At 42.8% G+C, this 23,983-nt stretch carries 20 protein-coding genes; 8 read left to right on the forward strand and 12 right to left on the reverse strand.

What is annotated here, in order from left to right; all coding sequences use genetic code 11:
• The gene (locus IPP77_13600; protein MBL0310659.1) at positions 1-645 is read left to right on the forward strand and encodes an HAD family hydrolase; all 645 of its coding nucleotides are present in this window, start codon (positions 1-3) and stop codon (positions 643-645) included.
• Here the strand turns inward: IPP77_13600 and IPP77_13605 are convergent.
• Both IPP77_13605 and IPP77_13610 read right to left on the reverse strand, forming a co-directional pair.
• Positions 638-1,933 carry a glycosyltransferase family 4 protein gene (locus IPP77_13605; GenBank protein ID MBL0310660.1) on the reverse strand — a complete coding sequence of 432 codons (1,296 nt, stop codon included), beginning with the start codon at positions 1,931-1,933 and terminating at the stop codon, positions 638-640. The genes IPP77_13600 and IPP77_13605 overlap by 8 nt on opposite strands.
• On the reverse strand, positions 1,930-4,434 hold the full coding sequence (locus tag IPP77_13610; GenBank protein MBL0310661.1) for a hypothetical protein: 2,505 nt from the start codon (positions 4,432-4,434) through the stop codon (positions 1,930-1,932). Before IPP77_13610 ends, IPP77_13605 begins: the two co-directional genes overlap by 4 nt.
• Positions 4,435-4,597: 163 nt before the next feature.
• On the opposite strand from IPP77_13610, the gene IPP77_13615 reads away from it, so the two are divergent.
• Positions 4,598-5,554, forward strand: a complete 957-nt coding sequence (locus tag IPP77_13615) for an NAD-dependent epimerase/dehydratase family protein (GenBank protein ID MBL0310662.1) — start codon at positions 4,598-4,600, stop codon at positions 5,552-5,554.
• 122 nt (positions 5,555-5,676) lie between these two features.
• On the opposite strand, the gene IPP77_13620 is transcribed toward IPP77_13615, so the two are convergent.
• Positions 5,677-6,417: a hypothetical protein gene (locus IPP77_13620; GenBank protein ID MBL0310663.1), complete on the reverse strand. Its 741-nt coding sequence runs from the start codon at positions 6,415-6,417 to the stop codon at positions 5,677-5,679.
• A 671-nt stretch (positions 6,418-7,088) separates the two neighbouring features.
• Between IPP77_13620 and IPP77_13625 the strand changes: the two genes are divergently transcribed.
• The 6 genes from IPP77_13625 (at position 7,089) to IPP77_13650 (ending at position 14,308) form a co-directional block, all read left to right on the forward strand.
• Positions 7,089-7,763, forward strand: a complete 675-nt coding sequence (locus IPP77_13625) for a hypothetical protein (protein MBL0310664.1) — start codon at positions 7,089-7,091, stop codon at positions 7,761-7,763.
• Between the two features lie 593 nt (positions 7,764-8,356).
• A complete protein-coding gene (locus IPP77_13630; protein ID MBL0310665.1) occupies positions 8,357-9,952 on the forward strand; it encodes a hypothetical protein in 1,596 nt (531 codons plus the stop codon).
• A 66-nt stretch (positions 9,953-10,018) separates the two neighbouring features.
• A complete protein-coding gene (locus IPP77_13635) occupies positions 10,019-11,371 on the forward strand; it encodes an NAD-dependent succinate-semialdehyde dehydrogenase (protein MBL0310666.1) in 1,353 nt (450 codons plus the stop codon).
• 137 nt (positions 11,372-11,508) lie between these two features.
• Positions 11,509-11,973: a hypothetical protein gene (locus IPP77_13640; GenBank protein ID MBL0310667.1), complete on the forward strand. Its 465-nt coding sequence runs from the start codon at positions 11,509-11,511 to the stop codon at positions 11,971-11,973.
• Positions 11,974-11,976: 3 nt separating this feature from the next.
• Positions 11,977-13,104 (forward strand): 3-dehydroquinate synthase, encoded by a 1,128-nt coding sequence (gene aroB / locus IPP77_13645; protein MBL0310668.1) that lies wholly within the window; start codon positions 11,977-11,979, stop codon positions 13,102-13,104.
• The gene (locus IPP77_13650) at positions 13,073-14,308 is read left to right on the forward strand and encodes a 3-phosphoshikimate 1-carboxyvinyltransferase (GenBank protein MBL0310669.1); all 1,236 of its coding nucleotides are present in this window, start codon (positions 13,073-13,075) and stop codon (positions 14,306-14,308) included. The genes aroB and IPP77_13650 overlap by 32 nt, the downstream gene beginning before the upstream one ends.
• Before the next feature lie 74 nt (positions 14,309-14,382).
• Here IPP77_13650 and IPP77_13655 read toward each other — a convergent pair whose 3' ends face one another.
• The 9 genes from IPP77_13655 to IPP77_13695 form a co-directional block, all read right to left on the reverse strand.
• Positions 14,383-15,054, reverse strand: a complete 672-nt coding sequence (locus tag IPP77_13655) for an MgtC/SapB family protein (GenBank protein MBL0310670.1) — start codon at positions 15,052-15,054, stop codon at positions 14,383-14,385.
• A 204-nt stretch (positions 15,055-15,258) separates the two neighbouring features.
• The gene (locus IPP77_13660) at positions 15,259-15,747 is read right to left on the reverse strand and encodes a general stress protein (GenBank protein ID MBL0310671.1); all 489 of its coding nucleotides are present in this window, start codon (positions 15,745-15,747) and stop codon (positions 15,259-15,261) included.
• A 146-nt stretch (positions 15,748-15,893) separates the two neighbouring features.
• Positions 15,894-16,814, reverse strand: a complete 921-nt coding sequence (locus tag IPP77_13665; GenBank protein MBL0310672.1) for a mevalonate kinase — start codon at positions 16,812-16,814, stop codon at positions 15,894-15,896.
• A 60-nt stretch (positions 16,815-16,874) separates the two neighbouring features.
• Positions 16,875-17,282 carry a GxxExxY protein gene (locus IPP77_13670; GenBank protein ID MBL0310673.1) on the reverse strand — a complete coding sequence of 136 codons (408 nt, stop codon included), beginning with the start codon at positions 17,280-17,282 and terminating at the stop codon, positions 16,875-16,877.
• A gap of 52 nt (positions 17,283-17,334) precedes the next feature.
• Positions 17,335-18,387, reverse strand: coding sequence for a diphosphomevalonate decarboxylase (locus IPP77_13675; protein ID MBL0310674.1), 1,053 nt, complete (start codon positions 18,385-18,387; stop codon positions 17,335-17,337).
• 7 nt (positions 18,388-18,394) lie between these two features.
• Positions 18,395-19,345, reverse strand: coding sequence for a GHMP kinase (locus IPP77_13680; protein ID MBL0310675.1), 951 nt, complete (start codon positions 19,343-19,345; stop codon positions 18,395-18,397).
• Between the two features lie 69 nt (positions 19,346-19,414).
• Positions 19,415-20,761: a hydroxymethylglutaryl-CoA reductase gene (locus IPP77_13685; GenBank protein MBL0310676.1), complete on the reverse strand. Its 1,347-nt coding sequence runs from the start codon at positions 20,759-20,761 to the stop codon at positions 19,415-19,417.
• 163 nt (positions 20,762-20,924) lie between these two features.
• Positions 20,925-21,437 carry a phosphoribosyltransferase gene (locus IPP77_13690; protein ID MBL0310677.1) on the reverse strand — a complete coding sequence of 171 codons (513 nt, stop codon included), beginning with the start codon at positions 21,435-21,437 and terminating at the stop codon, positions 20,925-20,927.
• Positions 21,437-23,911, reverse strand: coding sequence for a S8 family peptidase (locus tag IPP77_13695; GenBank protein MBL0310678.1), 2,475 nt, complete (start codon positions 23,909-23,911; stop codon positions 21,437-21,439). The genes IPP77_13690 and IPP77_13695 overlap by 1 nt, the downstream gene beginning before the upstream one ends.
• Positions 23,912-23,983: the final 72 nt, after the last annotated feature.

The following is a 23,983-nucleotide window of genomic DNA, read 5'->3' on the forward strand; positions in this document are numbered from 1 at the left end:
ATGGGTGAAAATTATCCGATTGAAAGAATTAGAGATGCCTTTACTTTTTTAATGTGGCAGTATGATTTTTTTCTGTTGGATTTAGACAACACGCTGTACGACGAAAAGCAATATCTGTATCCCGTGTATCAAGCTATCTCAAAAAGAATGGCTAAAGCATATTCCCTGAATGAAACAGAGATGACGGATTTTTTCCTAGATACATTTGAGAAAGAAGGAAGAGGAAGTTTGTTCAACAAGTTGTGTGAGCAGTTCCATATACCAGAACAAGAGATTTCGGGGATGCTTATCACTATGAGGGAAATTATTTTGGTCGAAAAGATTCAATTGAATCCAGTTGGAAAATTGGTGCTTGACCTGTTAGTTGAAGAAAGGAAGAAGATATTTATCGTCACTAATGGAAATGTCGCTCAGCAAAAAAATAAGGTGAGTTTGATTGACTGGGGAGAAAGTTTTTCGTATTTGAACTTCGTCTATGCCAACTTGTATCAATCTAAACCCAACCGGGCATCATTCGATTTCTTGCAAAAGGAGTTTAGTGTGTTGCCCGAAAAAACCATCATGATAGGAGATAGTCAGACGGATGAGGAATTTGCTAAAAACAGCGGCATACAATATGTCCCGGTTCAGATGTTTTCTATGTAACTAAATCCTCCAGCAATCTAGCGAGTTGTCGCGTGATATTGGAAGCAGCAAATTGTTTATACTCGTCTCCAGAGTGTTTTCCTGCTTTTCCATGCTGGTTCCAGTAGTGGTACGCACTTTGGATGCGTTGTTTCATACTTTCTTTATCTGAGTAATCTATGATAGAGTTTCGATTGGCGGTTTTCATCACGTCCTGTGCGCTTCCATCTACTGGTCCTATACCCATTAATTCGGTTCCGGTAGGTAAGTATTCAAACACCTTTCCTGTCATCAGAAGTTTATTGTCTTCCACATTGGCAAGTAGAAAAAGCAATAGGGAAGAATGCCACATATAGCTCACAACTTCAGAATGAGGCATGAAATCTTTATAAACCACTAGGTCTTTAATTTCCGCCTTTTCTATTGATTTTTGGACTTCCTTATCAACCCTTCCGATAAGAAGAAGTTTAAGTTCAGGACATTCTGATTTAAGTTCTGCCAAGGCATCCCACAATTGGGGGACATTTTGGGAAGCAAGGAAATTGCCAGTGTAGGTGAATAAGAATCCCTTTTCATTCGGCAACGCCTGGCTTGGACTGCTAAACCGCTCATCATCGTAGCCGTTATATATCACCTGAAGCGAGCGAGTGCGGTCTTCAAATTTTTCTTTCATTCCCTCACTAATGACTGTTACCGTATCAGCACTCTGTAACACTTCAGATTCAAGAGATTCATCTTTAGCTATGGTACTGGCAGTTCTTGGCAGCATTTGATTCTGAATAATTCCTGTCCAAGGGTCGCGAAAGTCAGCCAACCACTTTACTCCGAATTTCTTTTTTAGTTGCAATCCAATCAAATGAGTGGAATGAGGAGGTCCGGTGGTAATTATTGCAGCTATCTTTTCGTTTTTTAGTACTTCCTCTGCCTGTTTAACCGCATAAGGAATCCATCCCTTTCGTGCATCTGGTATAAAGTAGTTGGCACGTATGAATTCAGAGATCTTTTGAAAACTAGTTTTGTTTCCTTGACTGCCTACTTCAACTGTAGGTAGGCTTTTCCCCTGTTTACCTTTCAATAAATTGTATAGTAAAAACGGCTCAAAGGTCTTCGTCTTATACACCCGCAAGTCTGGTGGAACTTCCTTTTCTAATGATTCATCAAAATATGGATAGCTGCCATTCTTTACAGTAATAATGATTGGTTCCCATCCGAACTGGGGAAGATATTTAGAGAACTTTAAAAAGCGCTGGACAGCGATGCCGCCGGATGGAGGCCAATAATAAGTAAAGATTAAAACTTTCTTACTCACTTCTTCTTCCCAGACTTTGATACCGTTTGTGTTGGCTTAGCGGCCACAGGTTCTGTCTCGATTTCTTTCATCTTTTTGTACCCCGCAAAACCAAACGTGCCAAATACAAAGGCGAACAAGAGGAAAGACCCCGCATAAGCTATTTTATTCCCTTCTACCACTGACTTTGGTTCGAAACGGAATTCAATCTGATGTGTACCTGCCGGTATGACCATGCCACGAAGAGTATAATCCACCCGCAAATGGTCGGCTTTCTTTCCATCTATGTAGGCGTTCCACCCTTTGCTGTCGTCGTAATATATTTCGGAGAAAACAGCCAACTGAGATGAATTGGCATTGGAAGCATAAGCAAGTTTATTGGGTGAGTAGCTCAATAAACGGATAGCTGCACCGCTATCCACTGCGAACGATTCATTGCCAACCTTGGCTTTAAATCGCTCATCAATCACCACCGTATTTGCCGGATCAAAATTGTTTAGTGCTTCAACTTCTTCATCCGCATTTTTAACCCACTTAATATCATGGACAAACCAAGCATGACCCAAAGCCCCCGGATTGCGCTGTGCCACCGGTTGTTTGGTTTCTGGATTTTGGTTGATGAAGTATTTGGTATTGAGCATATTCAATACGCTCATATTGTTTTTAGAAATATGATGCTCAATTAAATCCTGATAACGAATCAATTTCGCCGGATGATAGCCGCCCACCGATTTATGGTAATAGGAAGTCATGGCATCATTAAAAGGATCGCGAGTAACATTGAAAACACGGTAATCGGGGTCACTATCTTTTAGAATGTCCAGATCTGCTTGGGTAGGGGTATGGTTGCTTTGATATTGATTGCCTTCTATAAAGTTGTCGGTATTCAAATATCGTTTGCCAATCAGCCATCCATCTAAAAGAAACACCATTGCGATACCGCCAATCAAAATTTGTTTGGAGAGTTTCTTCTGAACATAGAACCAAATCAAACCAAAGGCCGCAGCGATGAAAAACAAAGAGCGGAAAGCATCCATTCGCAATAAGGATGCCCGGTCTTGCTTGATGGCATCTATCAACCAGCCATTGCCATTGTCATAATATTGCTTATCACCTGCGCTGGTGAAGTCAAAAAACATTCCACCTAATACGCCAAATAAAACGACAATACCTGCTATGATGCCACCTGCTATCTTTAGCTTCTTAATCAAATCATCCTTTCCTATTTTCCCTGCAATAATTTCTTGCAATCCTAGCAAAGCCATCAGCGGCATGGTCAATTGGGCGATGGACAGCGCCATCGTTGGAGTACGGAACTTATTGAAGAAAGGAAGCAACTCAAACATCCATTTAAAGAAGGGAGTATTATGTCCCAGTCCCAGCAAAATGGAGAAAATCGTCAGCGCTAGCATCGCCCACTTGATGCGGCTGCGGACAATCAACATAGACAACAAAAACAAAAAGCAAACCGCCGCTCCATAATAAACAGGGCCCGAAGTGAATGGCTGATTGCCCCAATAGACCGGCATTTGTCGGATGTATTGCATCGCCTGATTTTCCGAAACACCTTTCTTCATCATTTCCTTATAGGTGTTAGAACTTTCGCTCAAAGGCGCACCGGATGCCCCCCCAACCATATTCGGAATCAGGATGGTGAGAATTTCACCATCGGTTAATCCATAACTCCATTTCGAAGCATACTCAAAATCCAAGCCTCCCCCTTTGGTAGCTTCTTTCTTTTGTGTCAATTCCGAAGAGCCACCGCGGATGGTTTCCTTAGCATATTCCTGTGTGCTCCACAACATTCCTATATTCGGAATGACCGCAAGGATAGCCGCTATCACCAACACACCACTGGCTTTTGCAAAATGAGCTATCTTCTTCTCCAGAATGGAATTAATCAGAAAATAAATTCCGACAAACCCAACAATCATCACCATGTAGTAGGCAATCTGGAAGTGATTCGAGTCTATCAGCATAGATAAAAACAGCGCCGTGACCGCACCGCCCAGCAGAATGTTTTTTCGATAGGCCAAAATCACACCACCCAGCACAGGTGCCATCAGGCTGATGGCCTGCACCTTGGTATTGTGGCCCGCTTCGATAGAAACCATTATAAAGAAGGTGGAAAAGCCGTAAGCTAGCGCACCTGCCAAACTCAGCCACACATCCACCTCCAGGCATAGCAAGAGAATATAGAAACCGGTAAACATCAGAAACATATAAACCGATGTTTCGGGAAAAACAACGCGCAGCACTTCCATTATCTTATCTATAAAATTACCCGCAAAGCGCAGCGAAATCTGAAAGCCCGGCATACCGCCAAACATAGAATTCGTCCACAGGGCCGGATCATCTGGATGCGCCTGATTCCAATCTACAATTTCCTTACTCATGCCTTCCCACTGGGTGATATCGCCTTGGCTCAGCTTCATTCCCTGATAATAGGGCATAAAATAAATCATGGTAATAGCCGCGAAGGTCAATACGGCAACGATATAGGGCAGCAGTCTTTTTTGCATGGATTATTTTTGACTGGACGAAAGTATTAATAATGAGAAAATTGAGCCGATTAGAGGAGGAAAGAATTAGGATAACCTGTCGTCTGTTATATAAAGTTTATACTTTTGGCGCTGGTTTTAAAAATTAACTCATCGCCTCCTTATCTAATCCGCTTATTAATACATGAAAGAAGACACCATCCTCGTCACCGGCGCCTGTGGGCAGATCGGCTCCGAATTAGTATATGAACTGCGCAAGACGTACAAAAACGTCATCGCCTCCGACCTCCGCGATGCTACTGGCGAACTGGCTGCAGGCGGTGAATTCATCCGCCTCGATGTTCTTTATAAAAACGGACTGATGGACTGCGTCAAGCGCTTCAACATCAAACAGGTGTATCACCTTGCCGCCGTGCTTTCTGCCACCGGCGAAAAGAACCCCGAGATGGCATGGCGTATCAACATGAAAGGCCTCCGCAACGTGCTCGACACCTGCGTGGAAGGCGGAGTTAAAAAACTATTTTTCCCCTCCACCATTGCCGTTTTCGGCCCCAGTTCGCCCAAGACCAACACCCCGCAGTACACTTGCATGGAGCCCAACACCATCTATGGCATTTCCAAACTCGCGGGTGAGCGCTGGTGCGATTGGTACTTCCAAAAACGCGGCCTCGACGTCCGCTCCATTCGCTATCCCGGCCTCATCAGCTATAAAACCAAAGCCGGTGGCGGCACCACCGACTATGCCGTGGACATTTTCTTCGAAGCGGTAGAGAAAAAACAATACGAATGCTTCCTCAAAGAAGACACCACCCTACCCATGATGTACATGCCCGACGCCATTCGCGGAACCATCGCCATCATGGAAGCCCCTGCCGAAAAAATTACTGTCCGCTCTGGCTACAACTTCGCGGGCTTCAGCTTTGCACCCAAAGACGTAGCTGCCGAAATCAAGAAAATAATTCCAGACTTCAAGGTCACCTACCAACCCGACTTCCGCCAACCCATCGCCGAAAGCTGGCCTCAAAGTATTGACGATGCCGTGGCGCAAAAAGACTGGGGCTGGAAACCCGAATACACCCTTGCCTCCATGACTCGCGACATGCTTCAAAATATCGAAGCCATGCAACATCAGGAGGTTTAAACTACAGCCCCCTATGGAGGAGGGCTTAGAAAGTTGGATTTCTCTGCTCGGCTGAAGCGGTCAGACGGAGCCGCATAAAATACTCACTTGTTTCTTCAATGAATTTTCTTCACGAGCACAATCTATTTAGACTGGCGGGAGCGCCCACCGGTGAAAAATAGAAGCAGGAACATAGAAACGAGCACTACACTTGTCCAGATGTTTCCAAAATCAAGTCCCGCAGGTTTTGAAATGTAGTTGCCGATAGTTGCACCGATAGGGTGCATGACTACCAATGCTAACCAGTACAAAATTTCTTTAGAAAATCGGGTGTATCTATGAAGCAGGGCAAAGGCCATTAAGATAATGGACAGCAACAATGTTCCACCGCCTGCACCCAATGGGGTATCGTTTGAGAGCAAATCACCTGAAGTAGTTCCGAAGGTGCTTGAAACCAAGATGGCTAACCAATAGAGTAGAAATGTTTTATTGTTTAGCCCAGTTTCAATAGATGATTTTGGAGAAATCAATTTCCATACTATGAGAATTAAGGATAAAATTACCATCACCAAAACAGAACCCCAAACTGTTCCAAGTTTTAAAGGTTCTATGGTGATGAAGTCCGCGCAATTTGTTCCGGCAATGTTTCCCAAAACGATCAGCAACCAATATACCGAAGCGTTTTCTTTTCCGGATAAAGCAATAACAGTAATAGCCAAAACATAAGTGCTGATCAAGAGGATTGAACCGGTGCTGTAGCCCAATCCTAGATTCCTTGAAATAATGTTCCCTACAATTTCGCCAATAGTGGTGGCCAAAATCATCAGTATCCAATAGTGAATACCGATTGGAGGTATATGAATATTTAATTTTTTGCTTGCCATGATTTGCAATATTAGAAAAACACAAGGTTGGCAAGGCATAAATTGTCAAAGCTCACCTGCTGTTCTTTCCCAACCACCTACGTCTTTTTCTACTGCCGAAGAAACACTGCACCCGCCCGGACAGGAAGAAGGGGGTAATCCCTCATAAGAAAAGATTCACTTACTATTAGAAGAAACCATGTCCGCCTATACTAATTCTGGTTGAGACAACCACTCATAGAAAAATATAGCTGCAAAACGAGAAAGGTCACATGCTTTACGGCCACAAGCATGCGCTTTTCAGTGATAAGCGCGTGCTAACCTTCGCAAAGCAAGTGCTAACCTTCGTAATGCAAGTGCTACTCATCGCTAAGCACCTGCTATTCCCTTAAATGCACCTGCTATTGTCTCGAAAGCTCATGCTTTCGACTCAATATCATGTGCTATCCGATGAAAAGCGCATGCTATTCACAGAATAGCACTCGCTATACACGCATTTTTAGTTGATTTTTTCGTTTTTTTGAGGTCTTTAGGCTATTTATATAGTTTTTTGAAACCATGAACATGAAATTTTCGTATCAATAAACTATCGGTTGTCTTTTGGTTAAAACCCAGAGATGGCAAGCAGAGGACTACCGGTGGTTTACCTTATATAGGTGGGCGGATTTTATAGAAATTAAGAAACCATATTTATGAAGAACAAACAGAAATATAAGCGTTCCGGTCAGAAAGCAAACAATGGCGGTATCACCATTATTGGTTTACTAACGGTACTGGCGTTCAGAAATAAAACTGTTGGTCAAAAGTTGATTGACAGCAAAAAGATTTTGATAAGTATGATTGGCAACGGTTATTTTACAAACCCATTTCCTAGTTTGGCTACTGTTGCTGCATCCATAGATGCCTTAGCTGATGCAGAAAAAAGGATGGATGGCTCGCGAGTGGCAACGATTGCTCGCAATGCGCGGTTGAAAGAAATGACCTTTATCCTTCAAGGACTTCGGTCTTATGTGGAAACTGTGGCAAATGGCAATCCTGAAATAGTTGCCAGCAGTGGGTTTGAGGTGCGCAAGGCCGCTGTTCGGGTGGGTTTACTTGATTTTCCGACCGGCTTCACAGCGCGAAACACTGCGGTGGCCGGTCAAATAAAATTGAGGTGGAATGCAGTCGCGAAGAGAATTATTTATGTTATAGAGTACACTACCCATCCGGAAGGTGGAGCTCCGGTTTCTAGGCTGAGTTGCACAAAAAAAAGTGTTCTCGTCTGCGATTTGAATAGCGACATAAGACTGTATTTCCGCATCTCGACCAACTCAACAGAAGGAAACGGAGGCTTCGGGCCTTGGGTTTCCTGCCGTCCTAACTAATCATTTCTTTTCAGTGCAATTAGAAAGACGCTTCCTTAACAGGTGAGTGCCTTTTTTGTTTTTGAACTGCAAGGTTCCTGTAGGTGACGGTTGATAAAGTTAAGCCAGATGGTTTTTATTTATATTCCGTTTTCAATATTGTCCTAAACATTTGAGACGGCAAAGAAGTTCATAGGAGTTCCACACTCTTTCGCTTACTTTTATAATTGGTTAGAAATCTATTGATTCAGAATATCTGTACACCCTGCCGGGGAGGCAGGGTGTGTACAGACGTGGGTTGATGTGGGATTAGTTAAAGTCAAGGCTTGTCATACGAACTTTGATGTTGCAAAGAAACAAGAGAAATGATGATGGATGATATTAAAGTAGGATAAACTGATAGGATACGACGAGGCACTTGTTTGATGCATTTCAATGCCAGAAAGGGTTTCATGGCTTGGCAAATAAATCTCGGAATAATAAAACTATCATTTAATACTTTTGTAAAGTACCTAATTGAGCCGGAAAATTGATTCCTTTACCAAAGGATTACCGATCGCTCATATATAAGAATCAAAATAAAATAGCCGTAAATTTACTTACGGCGTGTCGAAATGAAAACTGCCCACTCCCTTTTCGAATTGATTCAAACGCTTTCTCCTGCCGAGAAAGGATATTTCAAAAGATATGTACAACACAGCGATGGCAAACCGAAAATTTATGTCCGGCTGTTTGATGCCATCAATGGACAGAAAATATATGATGAAGCATTATTGAAACAAAAGTTTGGCAAGGAAATATCTAACTTTTCTGCTGCCAAAATCTATCTGTATGATAACATCCTCGATTCGCTGACAAACGGCAACCGCCGACACAGCATTTTTTCCGAAGCTATAGATTATTTATTGAAGGCGGAAATACTTTCTAGCCGATTGCTTTTTAGTCATGCGCTCGAACATCTCGATAAATTAGAACAGTTAGCAGAACAAAACTATGAGCCGGCACTCAACATTTTTGCCTTTGACCGGCGTTTGATGATTGCCACTGTTGAATATGATCAAGCGGAACTGCAACGATTGATGGAAGAAGGCATAGATCGAGCCAACGAGTGGATTGAAGATTTAAAAACGGACATATTGGTGAGGCGAACGGTTACTTGGCTGACTTTATTTCGCATGAACAGCCCGGCCTTGTCTATTCCCCGCGAACGAGCAAAGTTTTTGAAACGCGCAAAGGAGTATGCTGACCAATTGAAGCATCGCAAACTGAAACCTTTTTATAGGATTACGTTGGAGCAGATGAACTATATCATAGCCGAGGAGAATGGAAAAATAGCCGATGGCTACCGGCACATACGCAATATCCTCACGATCATTGAAAGCCCCGAAATCGTTATTCCCGGAATTGAAAATAATCGAGTAGCCTGCCTCTGGAATGCCGGGATGTATAGTTTGCATCATTATCCGGCAGATGTGGTTTCTTATGTTAATCGTTTGCAGGAATTTATAGATCGGAAAGATGAACCGACTTGCCGCACCGCAGCGACTATGGCTGAACAATTCCGCTACGCTTTGCTCATCAGGTATTATAACCTGTCGGGAGAATTTGAAAGGAGTGAACTATTGTTGAGTGAAATCCTGAAATGGATAGAGGAAAATAAAATGATAATTACTTCACGGGTGCTTTCGCAGTTCAACTTTGATGCGGCCTATCATTATTTTGCAACAGGCAAATTCCAAAAATCAATGCAGTATTTGCAACGTATTTATGAGAACAAGGAATGCGATCGGAATAGTCTGCTCTCTTCGTTGGTGCTTGAAATGGTCATTCAGTACGAAAGCAGTGACCTAAAGTATATCAAGGGAGTGGCCAAACAGTTGCAGAAATTGCTGCTCGAATATGAAATGAAGAATACCTTCTATCAAAAGACATTTGATTGTTTTACGAAGTTGTTGCTCAGTAAGAATAGGAAAGAAACCGAGCAGTTGTTGTCTAAAATGCTTGAGTCCATTGAAGTGGGCGGATCGCAATTAAAGGCCCGCAAGCCTTCGCTGATGCGGGTGTTGTTGCCTTGGCTCACCAGCCGAAGAGATGGAATTACTTTTCAGGAAGCGATCAAGAAACTATATGACCGCAAAGTGGGTAATGGATTGGCGAAGAGTAATGGTCTTGACAAGCCGGTGAAAAAGAAAAAACCTATTTCCGGTTAGCGCTTCCAGACTCTGTTTTCTGCATGCGCCACTAAATAATATTCTACTTTCGCATTTCATTTCTCTATGAAGTACGCTACCATTAATCCAGTTACCAATTTTTTGGTACGTGAGTATCCTTTACACCCTTGTGTAGATTTAGAAATTTCACAAAAGGCATTTATCAGTTGGAGAAAACTTTCCGTTGAGGAACGCGGCGAGCATCTTTCGCGTGTGGCGGCTCTTTTAGAAAAGGATCTGAAGAAATTCGCCCAACTTATAACGCTCGAAATGGGTAAGCCGCTGCGCGAAGCAGAGTATGAATTGAATAAATGCCTCACGGCTTTTGATTACTACATCACTCAGGCACCCGGACTTTTGAAAGATAAAGCGGTGAAGACCAATGCCTCGGAAAGTTTTGTTCGCTACGAGCCGATGGGCATTGTGTTATCCGTCATGCCTTGGAATTTTCCTTTTTGGCAGGTGTTTCGTTTTGCCATTCCTACGCTGATTACGGGTAACGTAACGATATTGAAGCATGCGCCCAATGTGCCGGGTTGTGCCGCCGCTATTGAACAGTTGTTTATTGAGGCCGGTACACCTCCCAACATCTTCCGAAATTATTATTTGACGAATGAGGACACCGGCAAATTGTTTGCCGACCCGCGGGTGGTGGGCATCAGCTTTACGGGTAGCGATGAAACGGGAAGTTTTTTGGCCGAGCAGGCGGGCAGGAACATTAAAAAGTGCGTACTCGAATTGGGAGGCAACGATGCCTTCATTGTTTTGGAAGATGCCGAACTGGATGCTACGATTGTAGGTGCTATCAAATCGCGAAGTATTAATTCGGGACAGAGTTGCAACGCTGCCAAGCGGTTTATTGTCGTAGAAAAGATTGCCGATGAATTTATTCGCCGTTTGAACGAAGCGGTGTGCCAGCTCAAGGTCGGCAATCCGGAAGAGGAAGGGACACAAATAGGTCCGCTGGCAAGAAAGGACTTAGCCGAAAAGGTAAGAGCGCAGGTAGAGGACAGTTTGCTGCACGGAGCCTCTGCCTCCTTTGGTGTAGAATATCAAAACATTGGTGGCAATTATATCACGCCGATGGTGTTGACCAACGTAAAACCCGGAATGAAGGCTTTTGATGAGGAAATATTCGGACCGGTGTGGAGTGTGGTGGTTGCGAAAGATGAAGAGGATGCAATAAAACTGGCGAATGATTCTATCTATGGTCTCGGCGCTTCTATTTGGACAAAAGATATAGCAAAAGCAAAAGGTATGATTTCTGAACTGGAGGCGGGCAATGTGTTTATCAATGACATTGTGAAATCTGATCCGCGCCTGCCCTTTGGTGGCGTGAAACGAAGCGGTTTTGGAAGAGAACTTTCGGAATATGGCCTGAAAGAGTTTGTGAATATTAAGACGGTTTACCTTAAATAGTGAGGAGGGAGGAATGTGTTGAAGTGCGGAGGTGTTTAGGTTTATCAGCTATATATAATTGCTCACTCTTTCCTATTAGTTATTTATAATTGGCCTTAGTTCATTGTAAATTCTTAATTGTTTTCTAAATTGCCCTCATGGAATCAAAGACCATCTTTTATATTGTAGCCGGGGTGGGTTATTTTATCTATTCCATGTGGAAAGCCTCACAAGAAAGAAAGCAACAGAAGGAACAACCGTCGCAGCCGCAGAAGCCGGTAACGCCGCCAACTAGTTTCGGAGACATTCTTCGCGAATTGCAAAAGCATCAACAACCTCAGGCGCCTGCAAAGCCAGTGCAGGCACCTAAACCAATAGCGGTAGCCGAAAAACGAAAACCGAGACCTGATACCCTGTTGGATGAAATGCGCCGTGCTTCAGATACGGAAGTGAATGTGACTGCGAGGGCTGCGGAACTCGAAAACAAACGAAGTGAAAGTTCGCTATATCATATTCAGTCTGAAGAAGAGTTGGCACAGGCTGCTATTGAACATCAGCGCTCTTTTGATCTGGATGTTCGTCAGGCATTTATCGGCTCACTGGTTTTTGAAAGGAAGTATTAGTAGATGAACCAAGTAGTGCTGAATGTATTTATAGAAGACCTTTCTTTTGCAGCGCTCTCCAATTTTTTCAAACACCACCACCATTCTTCACATTACATTCTGCTTGACGAGCATACGCTCCGACACTGTTATCCAATTATATTGAAGTATCTGCCACCGCATCAAATCATTCAGATGCAGGCAGGAGAGGAGCATAAATCGTTAAAGACCTGCGAAACCATTTGGCAGAAACTAACGGAATCAAACGCCGACCGGAATTCCTTGCTCATTAACCTTGGGGGTGGCGTGATCGGTGATTTGGGGGGCTTTGCCGCCGGATGTTATAAACGAGGAATCCAATTCATCAATATCCCGACTACGCTGCTGGCAATGGTAGATGCCAATGTAGGAGCCAAAACCGGTGTAGATTTTATGGGTTTCAAAAATCAAATAGGTTTGTTCAACGAACCGGAAGGAGTATTTGTTTATACCGGTTTCTTGAAGACCTTGCCCGAACGAGAACTTAAATCGGGCTTTGCCGAAGTGATGAAGCATTATTTGATTGCGGACGGCGATGGTTTTGAAGAAATCAGTAAGCAGACACGAGGAAGCAGACATCAGACAGCAGAAAAAATAGGACATGAATTAGAGTTCAGCAAGAACAACTGGGACCGAGTGGTGGAGAAGAATATTCGGATAAAGTCAGGCATTGTTTCCCAAGACCCCCAAGAACAGAATATCCGTAAAGCGTTAAACTTCGGGCATACCATTGGTCATGCGGTTGAAAGCCATTTTCTAAATAATGAGTGTCAAAAGCTGCTACATGGCGAGGCAGTAGCAGTGGGAATGATTGCCGAAGGTTTTATTTCTATGAAACAGAAGCTACTGAGTGCATCCGAGTTGGATGCTATCCGTACCACTATTCTGAATTACTATGATTTGCCAGAGATTTCTCCTACTGAATTTAAGGCTATCGGTGAATTGATGAAGCAGGATAAGAAGAATTCGGGAGAGCAAATTCAGTTTACTTTATTAAAGGGGATTGGTAACTATTCTATCAATCAATCCGTTAAAGAGGATACGATTAAGGAATCATTGGATTATTACAACAGGGTTTTGCATGAATATAGCGAGGGTAAGTCATCCCACTAAAAGGATAAAGACGCGAATAGGAATTCCGGGATCTAAGAGCGAAAGTAATCGCCTCTTGATATTAAATGCACTGAGCGGCAATCAATTAGAATTAAGCAATCTCTCCACCGCTCGCGACACGGAAACCATGAGGAAGATACTTGCTTCTTTTGAAAAAGAAGTAGATGTGCGGGATGCAGGGACAGCCATGCGCTTTCTCACTGCCTATTTTGCGGCCACCAATCAACACAAAATCATCACCGGTACTGAACGGATGAATCAGCGGCCCATCGCTCCGCTGGTTAATGCACTGAGCGAAATGGGTTTCGATATTCGTTACGTTGGACAAGAGGGTTATCCGCCGCTTGAAATAGTACCCATCAAAAGTTTAGAGAGATTAGAAAATGAAACGCATATCGAAGGAAATATCAGCAGCCAGTTCATCACCGCCTTGCTGCTGATTGCGGCCACGCTACCCAATGGATTGAAAATAAACTTTACCACTGAGCTTACCTCGCGTCCATACGTTGAAATGACGCTGAAGTTATTGGAACATTTTGGAATAAGGGCCGAGTGGAAGGATAATACTATCACTATTCAACATTCAGCATTCCAAACTCAGCATTACAAAGTCGGTGGTGACTGGTCTTCGGCTTCTTATTGGTATTCCATCGCGTTTTTGGCAGACGAGGCGGAGATTTTTCTGGAAGGATTGAAGGACGACTGGACTCAAGGCGATCAGGCGATTGTTGATTGGATGAAACGATTTGGGGTAACCACCTCTTTTCAAGAGGAAGGAGCTTTGATTCAAAAGCGGGCAGTCAATTTCCCCAAAATGATGAAGATGAGTTTTAGAGATAATCCTGATTTGGCGCAGACTATAGCTGTAATGTTTGCCGCAAAGGATATTTACGCCACCTTCTCAGGCTTGGAAACGCTAAGAGTAAAAGAAACCGACCGAGTCGCCGCTTTGCAAAATGAATTGAAAAAGACCAGCACTTTATTTGATTACTCCGACCGATACGACCTACACCAACTAAAAGGGATATTTCAAATACCCACCGCGCCTATTGCCACCTATAACGACCATCGCATGGCGATGAGCTTTGCCCCACTGGCGTTGATGGGAGAAATTAGTATTGAAAATCCTTCCGTAGTCGAAAAGTCTTATCCCGGATTTTGGACTGATTTAGAAAAGGCAGGATTTGTGGTGGTTTACCAATAAGGAATAAAGCACTAAGAAGTACGAAGGACTCCCCCCTTACCCGCACAGCCTATGCTCGAATAGATGTAATCAGGCTAATTACTCCAAACAACTTCCTTTATATCGGTATCCAATTGAAAATGATTCATCAATTCAGTTAAATCTTGCTTGCCGATATTTCTAAACGTGACGGTGATGATAAATTCAATATCTTCCTTGTCAACGATGCAGCCAGAAATTTCCCAATTTTCGTTCATAAATATTTTACCGATAATACTAATTGATTTGTCCTTGCTGATCGTTACTATTCTTATACTTTTTTGCTTGAACTTACCACCTAATTTCTTTTCAAGTGGCTGTAATCCCCAAAGAATAATTATCGCTAATACGGTTGTTACCAAAGCCGCAAAATATAATCCTCCACCCGTTGCCAATCCAATGGCAGCAACCGTCCACAACCCCGAGGCGGTTGTTAAACCCCTCACCATGCCTTGCCTTAATAATAGAATAGCTCCTGCACCTATAAAGCCAATACCACTAATAACTTGTGCCGCGATTCTTGATGGATCCAGTTCGATATTTGGATTCCCCAAAACATCTGCAAAACCATAGGCTGAAACGATCATGGCTAACGAAGCCCCCACACTTACCATCATGTGTGTTCTTAATCCTGCTGCCCAATCTTTCCTTTCTCTTTCTAGCCCGATTATGCCCCCAAATAATGCAGCTAATGACAGACGAATCAATACTTCATTCCACGAAATCATTTCCCATTGTTTTATTTGTCCATTTTACACTATCCATACGCCAATCATAGTGTTAATCTGGTAGTGTTTGATCAGATTGGTATAAGAAACCCTTGGGTTAATCTTCATATAAACTCTTCTGTTTAGAAGAGTTTATCAAGAGTATAAAATAACTAAAAGCTAAGGCCTTCTCAGGACGAGGATATATCCAGCGCCCGGAGAAAATCAATTTGTATCTAACTCTAGATGCAGTACACCGGTATGCAAAGTGGTTTGTGCTTTGGCAACTTCTTGGTCACTTCCTTGAACAAAAATTAAGAATCTGCCTTCGTTTAAATGCTGTTCATATTTGGCGGCATTGATTTTATCTATTCCTATGGAGGTTAAAATCGCTACTACTCCGGCTCCCATCACTCCAAAGTCCAAACCGGCAAGCGCACCCACCAAAGCACCCGCACCGTAAAGAAAACCAAGCCCTGGTATAACAAATACTCCAACACCGGTCAATATACCGAGAACCGCGCCGGCAGTTACTCCGATACTTAGCTCCGCAACTTCTGCTGTTTGATTGGACTTTACATGAATGTGGTTATCTATCAAGTCGGCCTTGCTCAGCAAGGAGATTTTTTTTTCATCACAACCCGACTTTTTTAAGTCTTGAATTGCCTGAACGGCTTTGTCGTGTGATTCGTACACTGCTACTAAAGATTTCATATAGTTAGATTTTATGGTTACAAAATATGATGGAAGAATAATTCTCCCTGCAAGGTAAAACTATTAGTAATCCCATTAAAATCAGGGAAGATTAATTAACACTATTTTAATTTTAATCCTGCGGTCAGGGTGCCTAAGCAATTCCCTTAAAACTTCATCAATTCAATAATCTCCATGCCACCCAAAAAGGTAGGGAGATTGGTATCGGCGCGGGCGAAGCCGATGATGAAACCGCCGCCACCAGCGCCGCAAATCTTGAGATGAAATTCATTGTATTTCAAACCATGTAGCCAGGCTTCTCTAAATTTTGGGGGAATGAATTCGGGCATCAGGTCTGCATGAAGTTGTGAAATCAGTTTGACGGAATTCATCAAAGAATCATATTTCTTTTTCAGAAAACTTTCAATGGCTATGTTGTTGGTCGGGATGAGCGATTTTTCTACCACGCTCATGAATTTTTTGTCTTTACACTTATTGAGAAAGAGGTTCACGAAGGGAGCGGTCTTCCGCTCGATATGAGTATTTATGAGGAAAATTTGTAGGGTATGGCTATCGCTTTTGGGCAAGTGGAACACCTCGCTTACTTCCCCCTTGGTGATCAAAACGGCTTGGTTGGTATAGCAAACGATGGGATCCAGACCGGAACTTTTTCCGTGGAAATAGCTTTCCAGTTCGGCCAGTTCTTTCTTGATAATGCCTACTTCTTTAGGCTTTTTATTTGGTTTACGGTAACGGTGATAAAGCGCTGCAACCAAGGCCCCAGAGCTGCCTAACCCATAACCCTGTGGAATGGTGGAATCGAAGTATAATCCTTTCTCCAGATCGTCGAGAAATTGGTTCGTATCGTATAGCGGAGTCAGGTGGTCTTCGGCAATGATGAAGTCGGCCAGCTTTTGAAGTGATTGGTTGGAATGGAAGGTTTTATCATCAGACAGTTTCCCGGATTTTAACAATCCGTCGTAATGGTCAAAGGGAACGGCCAAACCCTTGGCGCCGAGGTTGATGATATGCTCGCCAAAGAGCAATACTTTGGAATGAAATATTTTATGGGAAAGTTTTTTTGACAAGATAAATGGTTAATCAGTTTACCAATAAGGCACTAAGCACACTAAGAAAAGCACTAAGTATTATTCTTTTGGTAGTTCTTGAAATACATCAGTTACGAATGGTCTTAAATCTTTAGTTATGGTAACGGAATTGAAATTAATTAACAGGCCTTTGGGTTTTCCGGTCAGTTTAAGATAAGAGAGGAGTTGTGCCTTATAAAGCGGGTTCATTTGCTCAACTGCTTTTAACTCAACGATGATTAAGTTTTCCACTAAAACATCTATGACCAGATAACTTCCTAAATCCTTGTTTTTATATTTTATCGGAACTCTTACCTGAACGTTGTTAGCAAGTTTTTTTGAGTTTAATTCATTAATGAAGCATGCTTCATAAACTGTTTCCAGTAATCCAGGCCCTAAGTACTTATGCACCTCAATGGCGCAACCCACTATCTGATAGCTTAAATCATTAACGTATTTCTGCGACACCCCCATTCTTAGTGTTCCTTAGTGTGCTTAGTGCCTTAGTGGTTAATTCTTATTATTTAACGCGGATAGGCCCTTTGCCCACATTATCGTGAATCATTTTTCCTTGCTCGCAGTGTTGTTCCAGTTCGGCATAAATGAATTCGTCCACCTTTCGTTTGATGTTTTCTGGATAGAGCAGATGAATATTCGGCCCGGCATCGAGCGTGAAATAAACGGGTAGTTTGGATGATTCGCGGAAATGACGAACGGCTTCAATCATAGATAGGGTAGAAGGAGCCATCAAAATGAAAGAAGGGGTAGAGCACATCATCAGTGCGTGGAGCGTCATGGCCTCTTCTTCTACGATAGCACCGAACAGTTCCAAATCTCCTTTTTTCAAGGCAGATATAATGCTTGACAGATTGCTGTTGGCCTGTGCATAGCGAGTTTTGGCAAAGCGGTTGGTCTTCATCAACGAATGACCTATGCGACTAGATACTTTCTTCTCCGAACTGCTGGCAATGAGAATGGTATCTTGAAAGTTTCGGAATATTTTGTGCAGCCCTTTTTCATAAGGAATGGCAAATTGGTCGGTAGAGCTTTTTACACCTTTGGCCTTGCCCCACTCAGAGGCATAAGGATAAATAGATCGGGAGGCGCTCCCCGAACCGAGACGAGAATACAGAGCTGCTTTTTGAAGAAATTTATCGGGAGAAGATTTCTTCTTGTCTAATTGTTCCTGCAAATCGCACATACACAAAGCCAGCGCGCTCATGGCCGAAGCCGAGGAAGCAATGCCGGAAGAGTGTGGAAATGAATTGGTGGAATGAATCAGCAGTCCATACTGTTTCAATAAGGGGAAATCTTTGGCGATGCTATCGAAGAATTTTAACATCCGTAGGCGGAAAGCCATGTTTTCTTTGCCATCAAAATAGAATCGCAACTCTACTTCTTTGGACTTTCTTTCACGCTCTAGCAGCGATACACTGGTTTCGGAATAGCATTGTTCCAACGTTAAACTAACCGAAGGATTGGCCGGAATTTGAACACCTGTCTTTTTGCCCCAATATTTCACCAGCGCGATATTTGAGGGACTGCGCCAGGTTACTTTCTTTATCTCTTTCATGGTTCTTCTATTTTTTATAAATCAATTCGTCCCAACTAAAACAGGTATCTATTTTTCTGTCCGAAAGATAATTCTTTAATTCTTCTTTTCCTCGTCCATTGGTCATTAAAACAAAATCTCCGCCCCAAGCTCCTAAAGATTTTACGCTGCCCCAATAGTCGGCAAACATAATTTCTTTGACTTTTTTTAGATGCAGATGTGTGGAAATTATTTTTTCATGTTCTTCTATCAATGCTTCAAAATCTTTTAAGCTATTTGCTTTTAATACGGAATCAGTAATAAGGTTCAATTTGCGGATAGCAGGCTCTTTATCTTTTAGCTGGTTCTTATAATACTCAATGGCCTGTGAAGAAAGTTGTTTCTTGCCGGTATAAACAAAATATAGTTGCTCTTTGAACGAAGGTTCCCAATTAATTGCTTCGGTTTGGGCGAGGTTTCCTTTCCGTTCATATAATATAGCGGAATCAATACCCGCCGCAGCTAAATCATAGCCCGAACCGCCAATAGTATTTTTCAATAGTTCATAACCGTTGACATTTGCCCAGCGCGCAACACAATGGATCAGGGTAGAACTAGAGCCAAGCCCCCATTCGTTGGGGAATTCTAACTGGGTTTCGATGGCATAGTCTTGATTCGTATTTAAGAATTTCGGAGAGAGCCTTCTAGTTTCTGATAATATTTTAGAAAGTCTTTGTGCTTCGGGTTGTCCCGAGTTCATGCAAGAAAAATCTTTGGTATTAAAAACTAGATTTAGCCAGGCTTTCTTTTGATGATTCAGCGCTACCCAATAAAGCATGCTGGAAGCCGCTTGAAGTTCCTTGATTCGCAAGGATTGTCCATAGGTAGTAGGAACCGCTAAAGCTTTGGCACCATCCAGCACAAAATACTCTCCGGTTATCAGGAGTTTTCCATGGCCGTAAAAAGTTTGTGATTCGTTCGTTATGATTCGCAAGCTCATTATATATGTTTACTACTAAGATGTTTTTCCTTAGTGCCGCTACGTGTTCTACGTGGCTTAGTGGTTAACTTATTTTTTGCGCCCTAATCGCTCGTGTTCTAAAAACTCTCGGACGGCTGCTACACTAACGAGCCGCTCGGCGAAGAATATTTTAGCATGAGTGACTTCTTGATCCGTTGCTTGCATAGAAGCGAGGATATTTGTCAGGTGCATTTTCATGTGACCGGATTGAATACCGGTGGTAGTCAGAGAACGGACAGCAGCGAAGTTTTGAGATAAGCCTACACTGGCAATAATTTCCATTAGATTTTTAGCATTTGGATTCCCCAGCAGTTCCAAGGAACGCTTGGCTAAAGGATGCAGCGAAGTCAGTCCTCCCACTGTCCCTACCGAAATAGGCAGGGTGAGCCAGAAACGAAACATACCTTTCTCTACCGTACATTCGGTCAAACTTCTATACACGCCGTCGCGGCAGGCGTAAACATGGGCGCAGGCCTCTACTGCACGGAAATCGTTGCCGGTGGCAATAACCACAGAATCAACACCATTCATAATTCCTTTGTTATGCGTTGCGGCGCGGTAGGGGTCAATGCGGGCTATGTTCACGGCTCGTTGGAACTTCCAGGCAAACTCTTCGGCGCTAAGTTCACCGTTGTTGAAAGTTCCTAAGTCTTCCACCCGGCAACTTACTTCGGCGCGCACTACGCAATCCGGCGTATAGTTGGAAAGAATACACATGATAATCTCCATTTCCTTTTCCCGCTCCGTGAATCCAGCGTGTTTCTCTGCCTTTTCTAAGAGCATCTTCCCAAATTCTTCGAGGCATGAATTGATAAAGTTTGCTCCCATTGAATCCGCAGTTTCAAAATAGACCCGCAACTGATAATAGTTCGGCTCTAAATCTGAAAAGTCAAGCAGTTCCATTCCCTTCACTCCGCCGCCTCTTTCGTCCATCTTTTTGGTAATGGATTTGACACCGTCTTTCAATTCATCTTTAATACTTTCAAAAAAACTGAACAGCTTTTTTTTATCGCCGTGATAGGTGAAATGAACCTGACCTATTTTTTTGGTAGAAAGAACGGTCGCCTTAAATCCCCCTCTCGATAACCAGAATTTTGCCGCATTGGCTGCTGCTGCCACCACCGAGCTTTCTTCTGTCACCATCGGGATGGCAAAAATTACATCGTTAATCTTAAAATTAGGAGCTATCCCAAAAGGAACCGGAAAATTAGTAAGGGTATTTTCGCTGAAACCATCTAATAACTTCTGCGCTTCGATGTTATCATGCCAGTAAGCGGCAAACTCTCCCAAAATATCCACCGGATTAGCGTAGAGAAAGTTCTTCGCCAGCCAGGCAATCTTGTCTCTTTTGTTTAGCTTAGAAAAGCCGATTATCTCCTTTTCGCTTTTGTCCATCGCCCCAAAATTAGAATTACCCATTCATTACCCAAATGTATTTATAAGTGTTCGTTGTGTAAAACAATAGGGATAAAGCTGGAAACATATTTTTCGCCCGATTATTGGGTGTACTTAGTCTGATTCTATGACCAAATACATGTGGTGAGATTATTGTAGAATATTAAACAAGAAAGGCACGGGCTTTCCCTTTCTCGTCAAACTCTACTTCAATATGCTCTTGCATGGTTGTAGAAAGCGAGAGCCCAACAAAATCAGGTGTTATAGGAAATAATTTATGCTGGCGGTCAAGGAGAACGACTACCTGAACTTTTTTAGGGGCATATTCCATCACAGGCTTCAGTGCATAATAAAGGGTTTTGCCGGTGTTGGCTACATCATCTACGACTATCACAGTTTTATTGTCCAGCGATTTATTAGCGTTATCAAGTTTAATATCATGTTGCAGTGGGTGTTTTTTGTCCAGTGAAAGCGGCATCAACAACACCGTTGAGGAACCAATGCCTTCTATTTCGGTCTTCAACTGTCGGGCATATTCCAATCCATTGTGATGAATCCCGATAAGTATCAGTTCTTTGGCATCGAAATTCGACTCCACAATCTGATAAGCCATTCGCCGCGTCTTTTGACGAATTTCATCATCATTCAGTAGCTGTACTTTTTTTTCAGTGCTCATTATTCCACGATTAATTTTCCGGTGGCTAAATGTTTTCCGTCGCAAATAAGCGTATAGGTATATATTCCTTTATGAAGTGCAGCACTTTGGAAAACGTACTGTGCTTTTCCCTTGTTGACGCTGAACCGGTCAGCTTCCTGGCCGAGAATGTTATAAACTATGACTTCACCTTGCTTCAAATTCATGTTGCTTATCTGGAAAGTAGTTTGGGAAGAAAAGGGATTAGGTACTGCCCGAATGGATACCCTATTGTTTGTTATAACTCTAACTGTGGTGCTATAATCGCAACTACCGTTATCTACGTTTGCACTGGCATTATAGTTGTTTGCGTTATCATCGGTACATCCATAAACCTTCGCAATACAGACATTGCTGCTTACGTTCGCTGTGGAATCATAGTTAAGGCAAGTTGTATCAGTTACGCCATAAACCTTCGCCACACAGCCCGATGTATCAACGTTTGCACTTGGGTTGAAATTAATACAGGATGTATCCATAGCTCCGTAAATAACCCCTGCGTTGGTCAGTGCCTGAAAGGCATTCACTTTGCCATAACCATATTCTGGATTAGGGCTTATCGTAGTAAATGAATCCCTAATTGCTGTCCAGATCAACGCCTTCTTCACTTCATCCCAGGTAGCTGTCGGACGTTTTTCAAGATATAAAGCAGCGATACCAGCTACGACCGGAGAAGCCATAGAGGTTCCTCCATTTCTAATATGTTTTCTCCCAATGGCCACTTTATATTTTTGACTACTAGATACTAAGGCGTTAATTGTGTTTTGATCGCCCGTACAAAGAGTGGTACTCCCGCTAGCCATAATATCGGGTTTCAAGCGGTTGTCACGTGTAGGCCCCAAACTGGAAGTGGCATAGCGTTTACCTACTACTTCAAAATATGGAGAAGCAGTTAAGTCCACGTTGAGCGAATCATAATCTAGATAACTGGCACGGTTAGAATAATTTCCAACGGTAATAACCTTGTCACTGCACTGCCAAGAGGTAACCATTGTTTTCAGCGAATCAGGATGGCGGTATTCAGGATATTGAATGGTATTGCCACTTATAGTTCTCACCATATCTGAATTGCCAATTAAGGATTCGCTGCTCCATAAATCAAATCGTCCGGAACCGGTGGTCTGCAGCCGCCATAATAATTTCTTGTTCGCCGGGTTCATATAAACCTCTACATGGTATCTTCCATTATCGTTGGCTACCTCTATGGTGATAGCTACTAACTGAGAGTTGACAAACAAATTACGTGTTTGAACAACCGACAGACCAGGGGCAGGATTAAAATCAGCAATCACATTTAGATAAGATGTTCGTCCCAAATCATTTCCGCTGGTATCATTCGCTCCGATGGCGAAATACGCATTAGTGAAATCTGTAGAATCTGCCCAGAGATCAAAATATACTGACCCTAATGTGGTATTATATTTAAAGAACGTAAACGCTGAATCATTCGTGAGGTTATAGCCCAGATGATGAGAAATCTGACCGGCGTTTCCCGCAGAGGCAACTAACACCCGCCCGCTTCGTTCATCCAGTAAGTCCTCTATAAGTTTGGTGCTCAAATCTTTTCCATCGTGCGAACCATAATAGGTGCCCACGCTGGTATTGATAACGCAAGGCATACCCAGCGCATCGGCCTTTTTGAAAATGTAGTCCACGGCATCCGCTACGCTCGCTAAAAAATTACTGGCATAACAAGAGCCGCTTCCCACCCTAACTGCAATGATTTCACTTTCAGGGGCGATTCCTACATAAGTATTTTTAAGATTTGGATTAGCAGAATCTGCTCTACCGTTTCCTGCAGCAATCCCAGCTACACAGGTGCCATGCCCGAAGTCGGCACAACTGCCGGAAAAAGGTTCCACATGCGTACAGTTACCGCTATTAATATCCGCTTGGTTCCATTCTCTACCATAATTATAAGGTGCAGGAGTGGTCCCTCCGCTTATTCGTTGGTCCCATATATACCGAATGCGTGTAGAGCCATCTGGATTCTTGAAATCAGGATGCTGGAAATAAATACCACCATCAATAATGCCAATAATCACCCCTTTGCCTTTTAGCGCAGCGGCTAGAGGAAAAGCGCCTTCGTGAACGCTATCCACATTATTTCTAATGCGCGAAGTATCCATCAATGCCCGCCCTTCGCTATGGGGATTTTCAATCTTCTCTACCGCAACACTTTCGGAAAAGAGGAGTAAATTATTTTCCGGAATATCTATGGAGGCTATTCGGTTACGTCCAAATTTGTACACGCCACCAAGTTTAACGGTTAGTTGCTCTATCTTTCTCAAATCGCCTTGAACAATAAGCGATATTATTTTACCCTGTTCAACACCATTTTGCAAACGTATCCAAGTTCGCAGATCTAATTTGGTGTTTACCCCCGGTTGTTTTTGTGCCTCAACGGCAAAAATAAGTAGGCAAAATATCAAAGTGTAAAATCGAGATGCATTCATAATTGTGATTGTTTAAAACCGACTTACAAGGTTAGCGGTTTTTGAAGAACAAAATGTATTTTAGCCCCGACT

The sequence above is a fragment of the Bacteroidota bacterium genome (assembly GCA_016722375.1).
Classification (GTDB): domain Bacteria; phylum Bacteroidota; class Bacteroidia; order Chitinophagales; family LD1; genus Bog-950.

Excerpts from the sequence above, each read along its gene's own strand:
- IPP77_13600 (MBL0310659.1), top strand. The coding sequence starts at position 1 with ATGGGTGAAAATTATCCGATTGAAAGAATTAGAGATGCCTTTACTTTT.
- IPP77_13610 (MBL0310661.1), bottom strand. The coding sequence starts at position 4,434 with ATGCAAAAAAGACTGCTGCCCTATATCGTTGCCGTATTGACCTTCGCG.
- IPP77_13615 (MBL0310662.1), top strand. The coding sequence starts at position 4,598 with ATGAAAGAAGACACCATCCTCGTCACCGGCGCCTGTGGGCAGATCGGC.
- IPP77_13620 (MBL0310663.1), bottom strand. The coding sequence starts at position 6,417 with ATGGCAAGCAAAAAATTAAATATTCATATACCTCCAATCGGTATTCAC.
- IPP77_13625 (MBL0310664.1), top strand. The coding sequence starts at position 7,089 with ATGAAGAACAAACAGAAATATAAGCGTTCCGGTCAGAAAGCAAACAAT.
- IPP77_13630 (MBL0310665.1), top strand. The coding sequence starts at position 8,357 with ATGAAAACTGCCCACTCCCTTTTCGAATTGATTCAAACGCTTTCTCCT.
- IPP77_13635 (MBL0310666.1), top strand. The coding sequence starts at position 10,019 with ATGAAGTACGCTACCATTAATCCAGTTACCAATTTTTTGGTACGTGAG.
- IPP77_13640 (MBL0310667.1), top strand. The coding sequence starts at position 11,509 with ATGGAATCAAAGACCATCTTTTATATTGTAGCCGGGGTGGGTTATTTT.
- aroB (MBL0310668.1), top strand. The coding sequence starts at position 11,977 with ATGAACCAAGTAGTGCTGAATGTATTTATAGAAGACCTTTCTTTTGCA.
- IPP77_13650 (MBL0310669.1), top strand. The coding sequence starts at position 13,073 with ATGAATATAGCGAGGGTAAGTCATCCCACTAAAAGGATAAAGACGCGA.
- IPP77_13655 (MBL0310670.1), bottom strand. The coding sequence starts at position 15,054 with ATGATTTCGTGGAATGAAGTATTGATTCGTCTGTCATTAGCTGCATTA.
- IPP77_13660 (MBL0310671.1), bottom strand. The coding sequence starts at position 15,747 with ATGAAATCTTTAGTAGCAGTGTACGAATCACACGACAAAGCCGTTCAG.
- IPP77_13675 (MBL0310674.1), bottom strand. The coding sequence starts at position 18,387 with ATGAAAGAGATAAAGAAAGTAACCTGGCGCAGTCCCTCAAATATCGCG.
- IPP77_13680 (MBL0310675.1), bottom strand. The coding sequence starts at position 19,345 with ATGAGCTTGCGAATCATAACGAACGAATCACAAACTTTTTACGGCCAT.
- IPP77_13685 (MBL0310676.1), bottom strand. The coding sequence starts at position 20,761 with ATGGACAAAAGCGAAAAGGAGATAATCGGCTTTTCTAAGCTAAACAAA.
- IPP77_13690 (MBL0310677.1), bottom strand. The coding sequence starts at position 21,437 with ATGAGCACTGAAAAAAAAGTACAGCTACTGAATGATGATGAAATTCGT.
- IPP77_13695 (MBL0310678.1), bottom strand. The coding sequence starts at position 23,911 with ATGAATGCATCTCGATTTTACACTTTGATATTTTGCCTACTTATTTTT.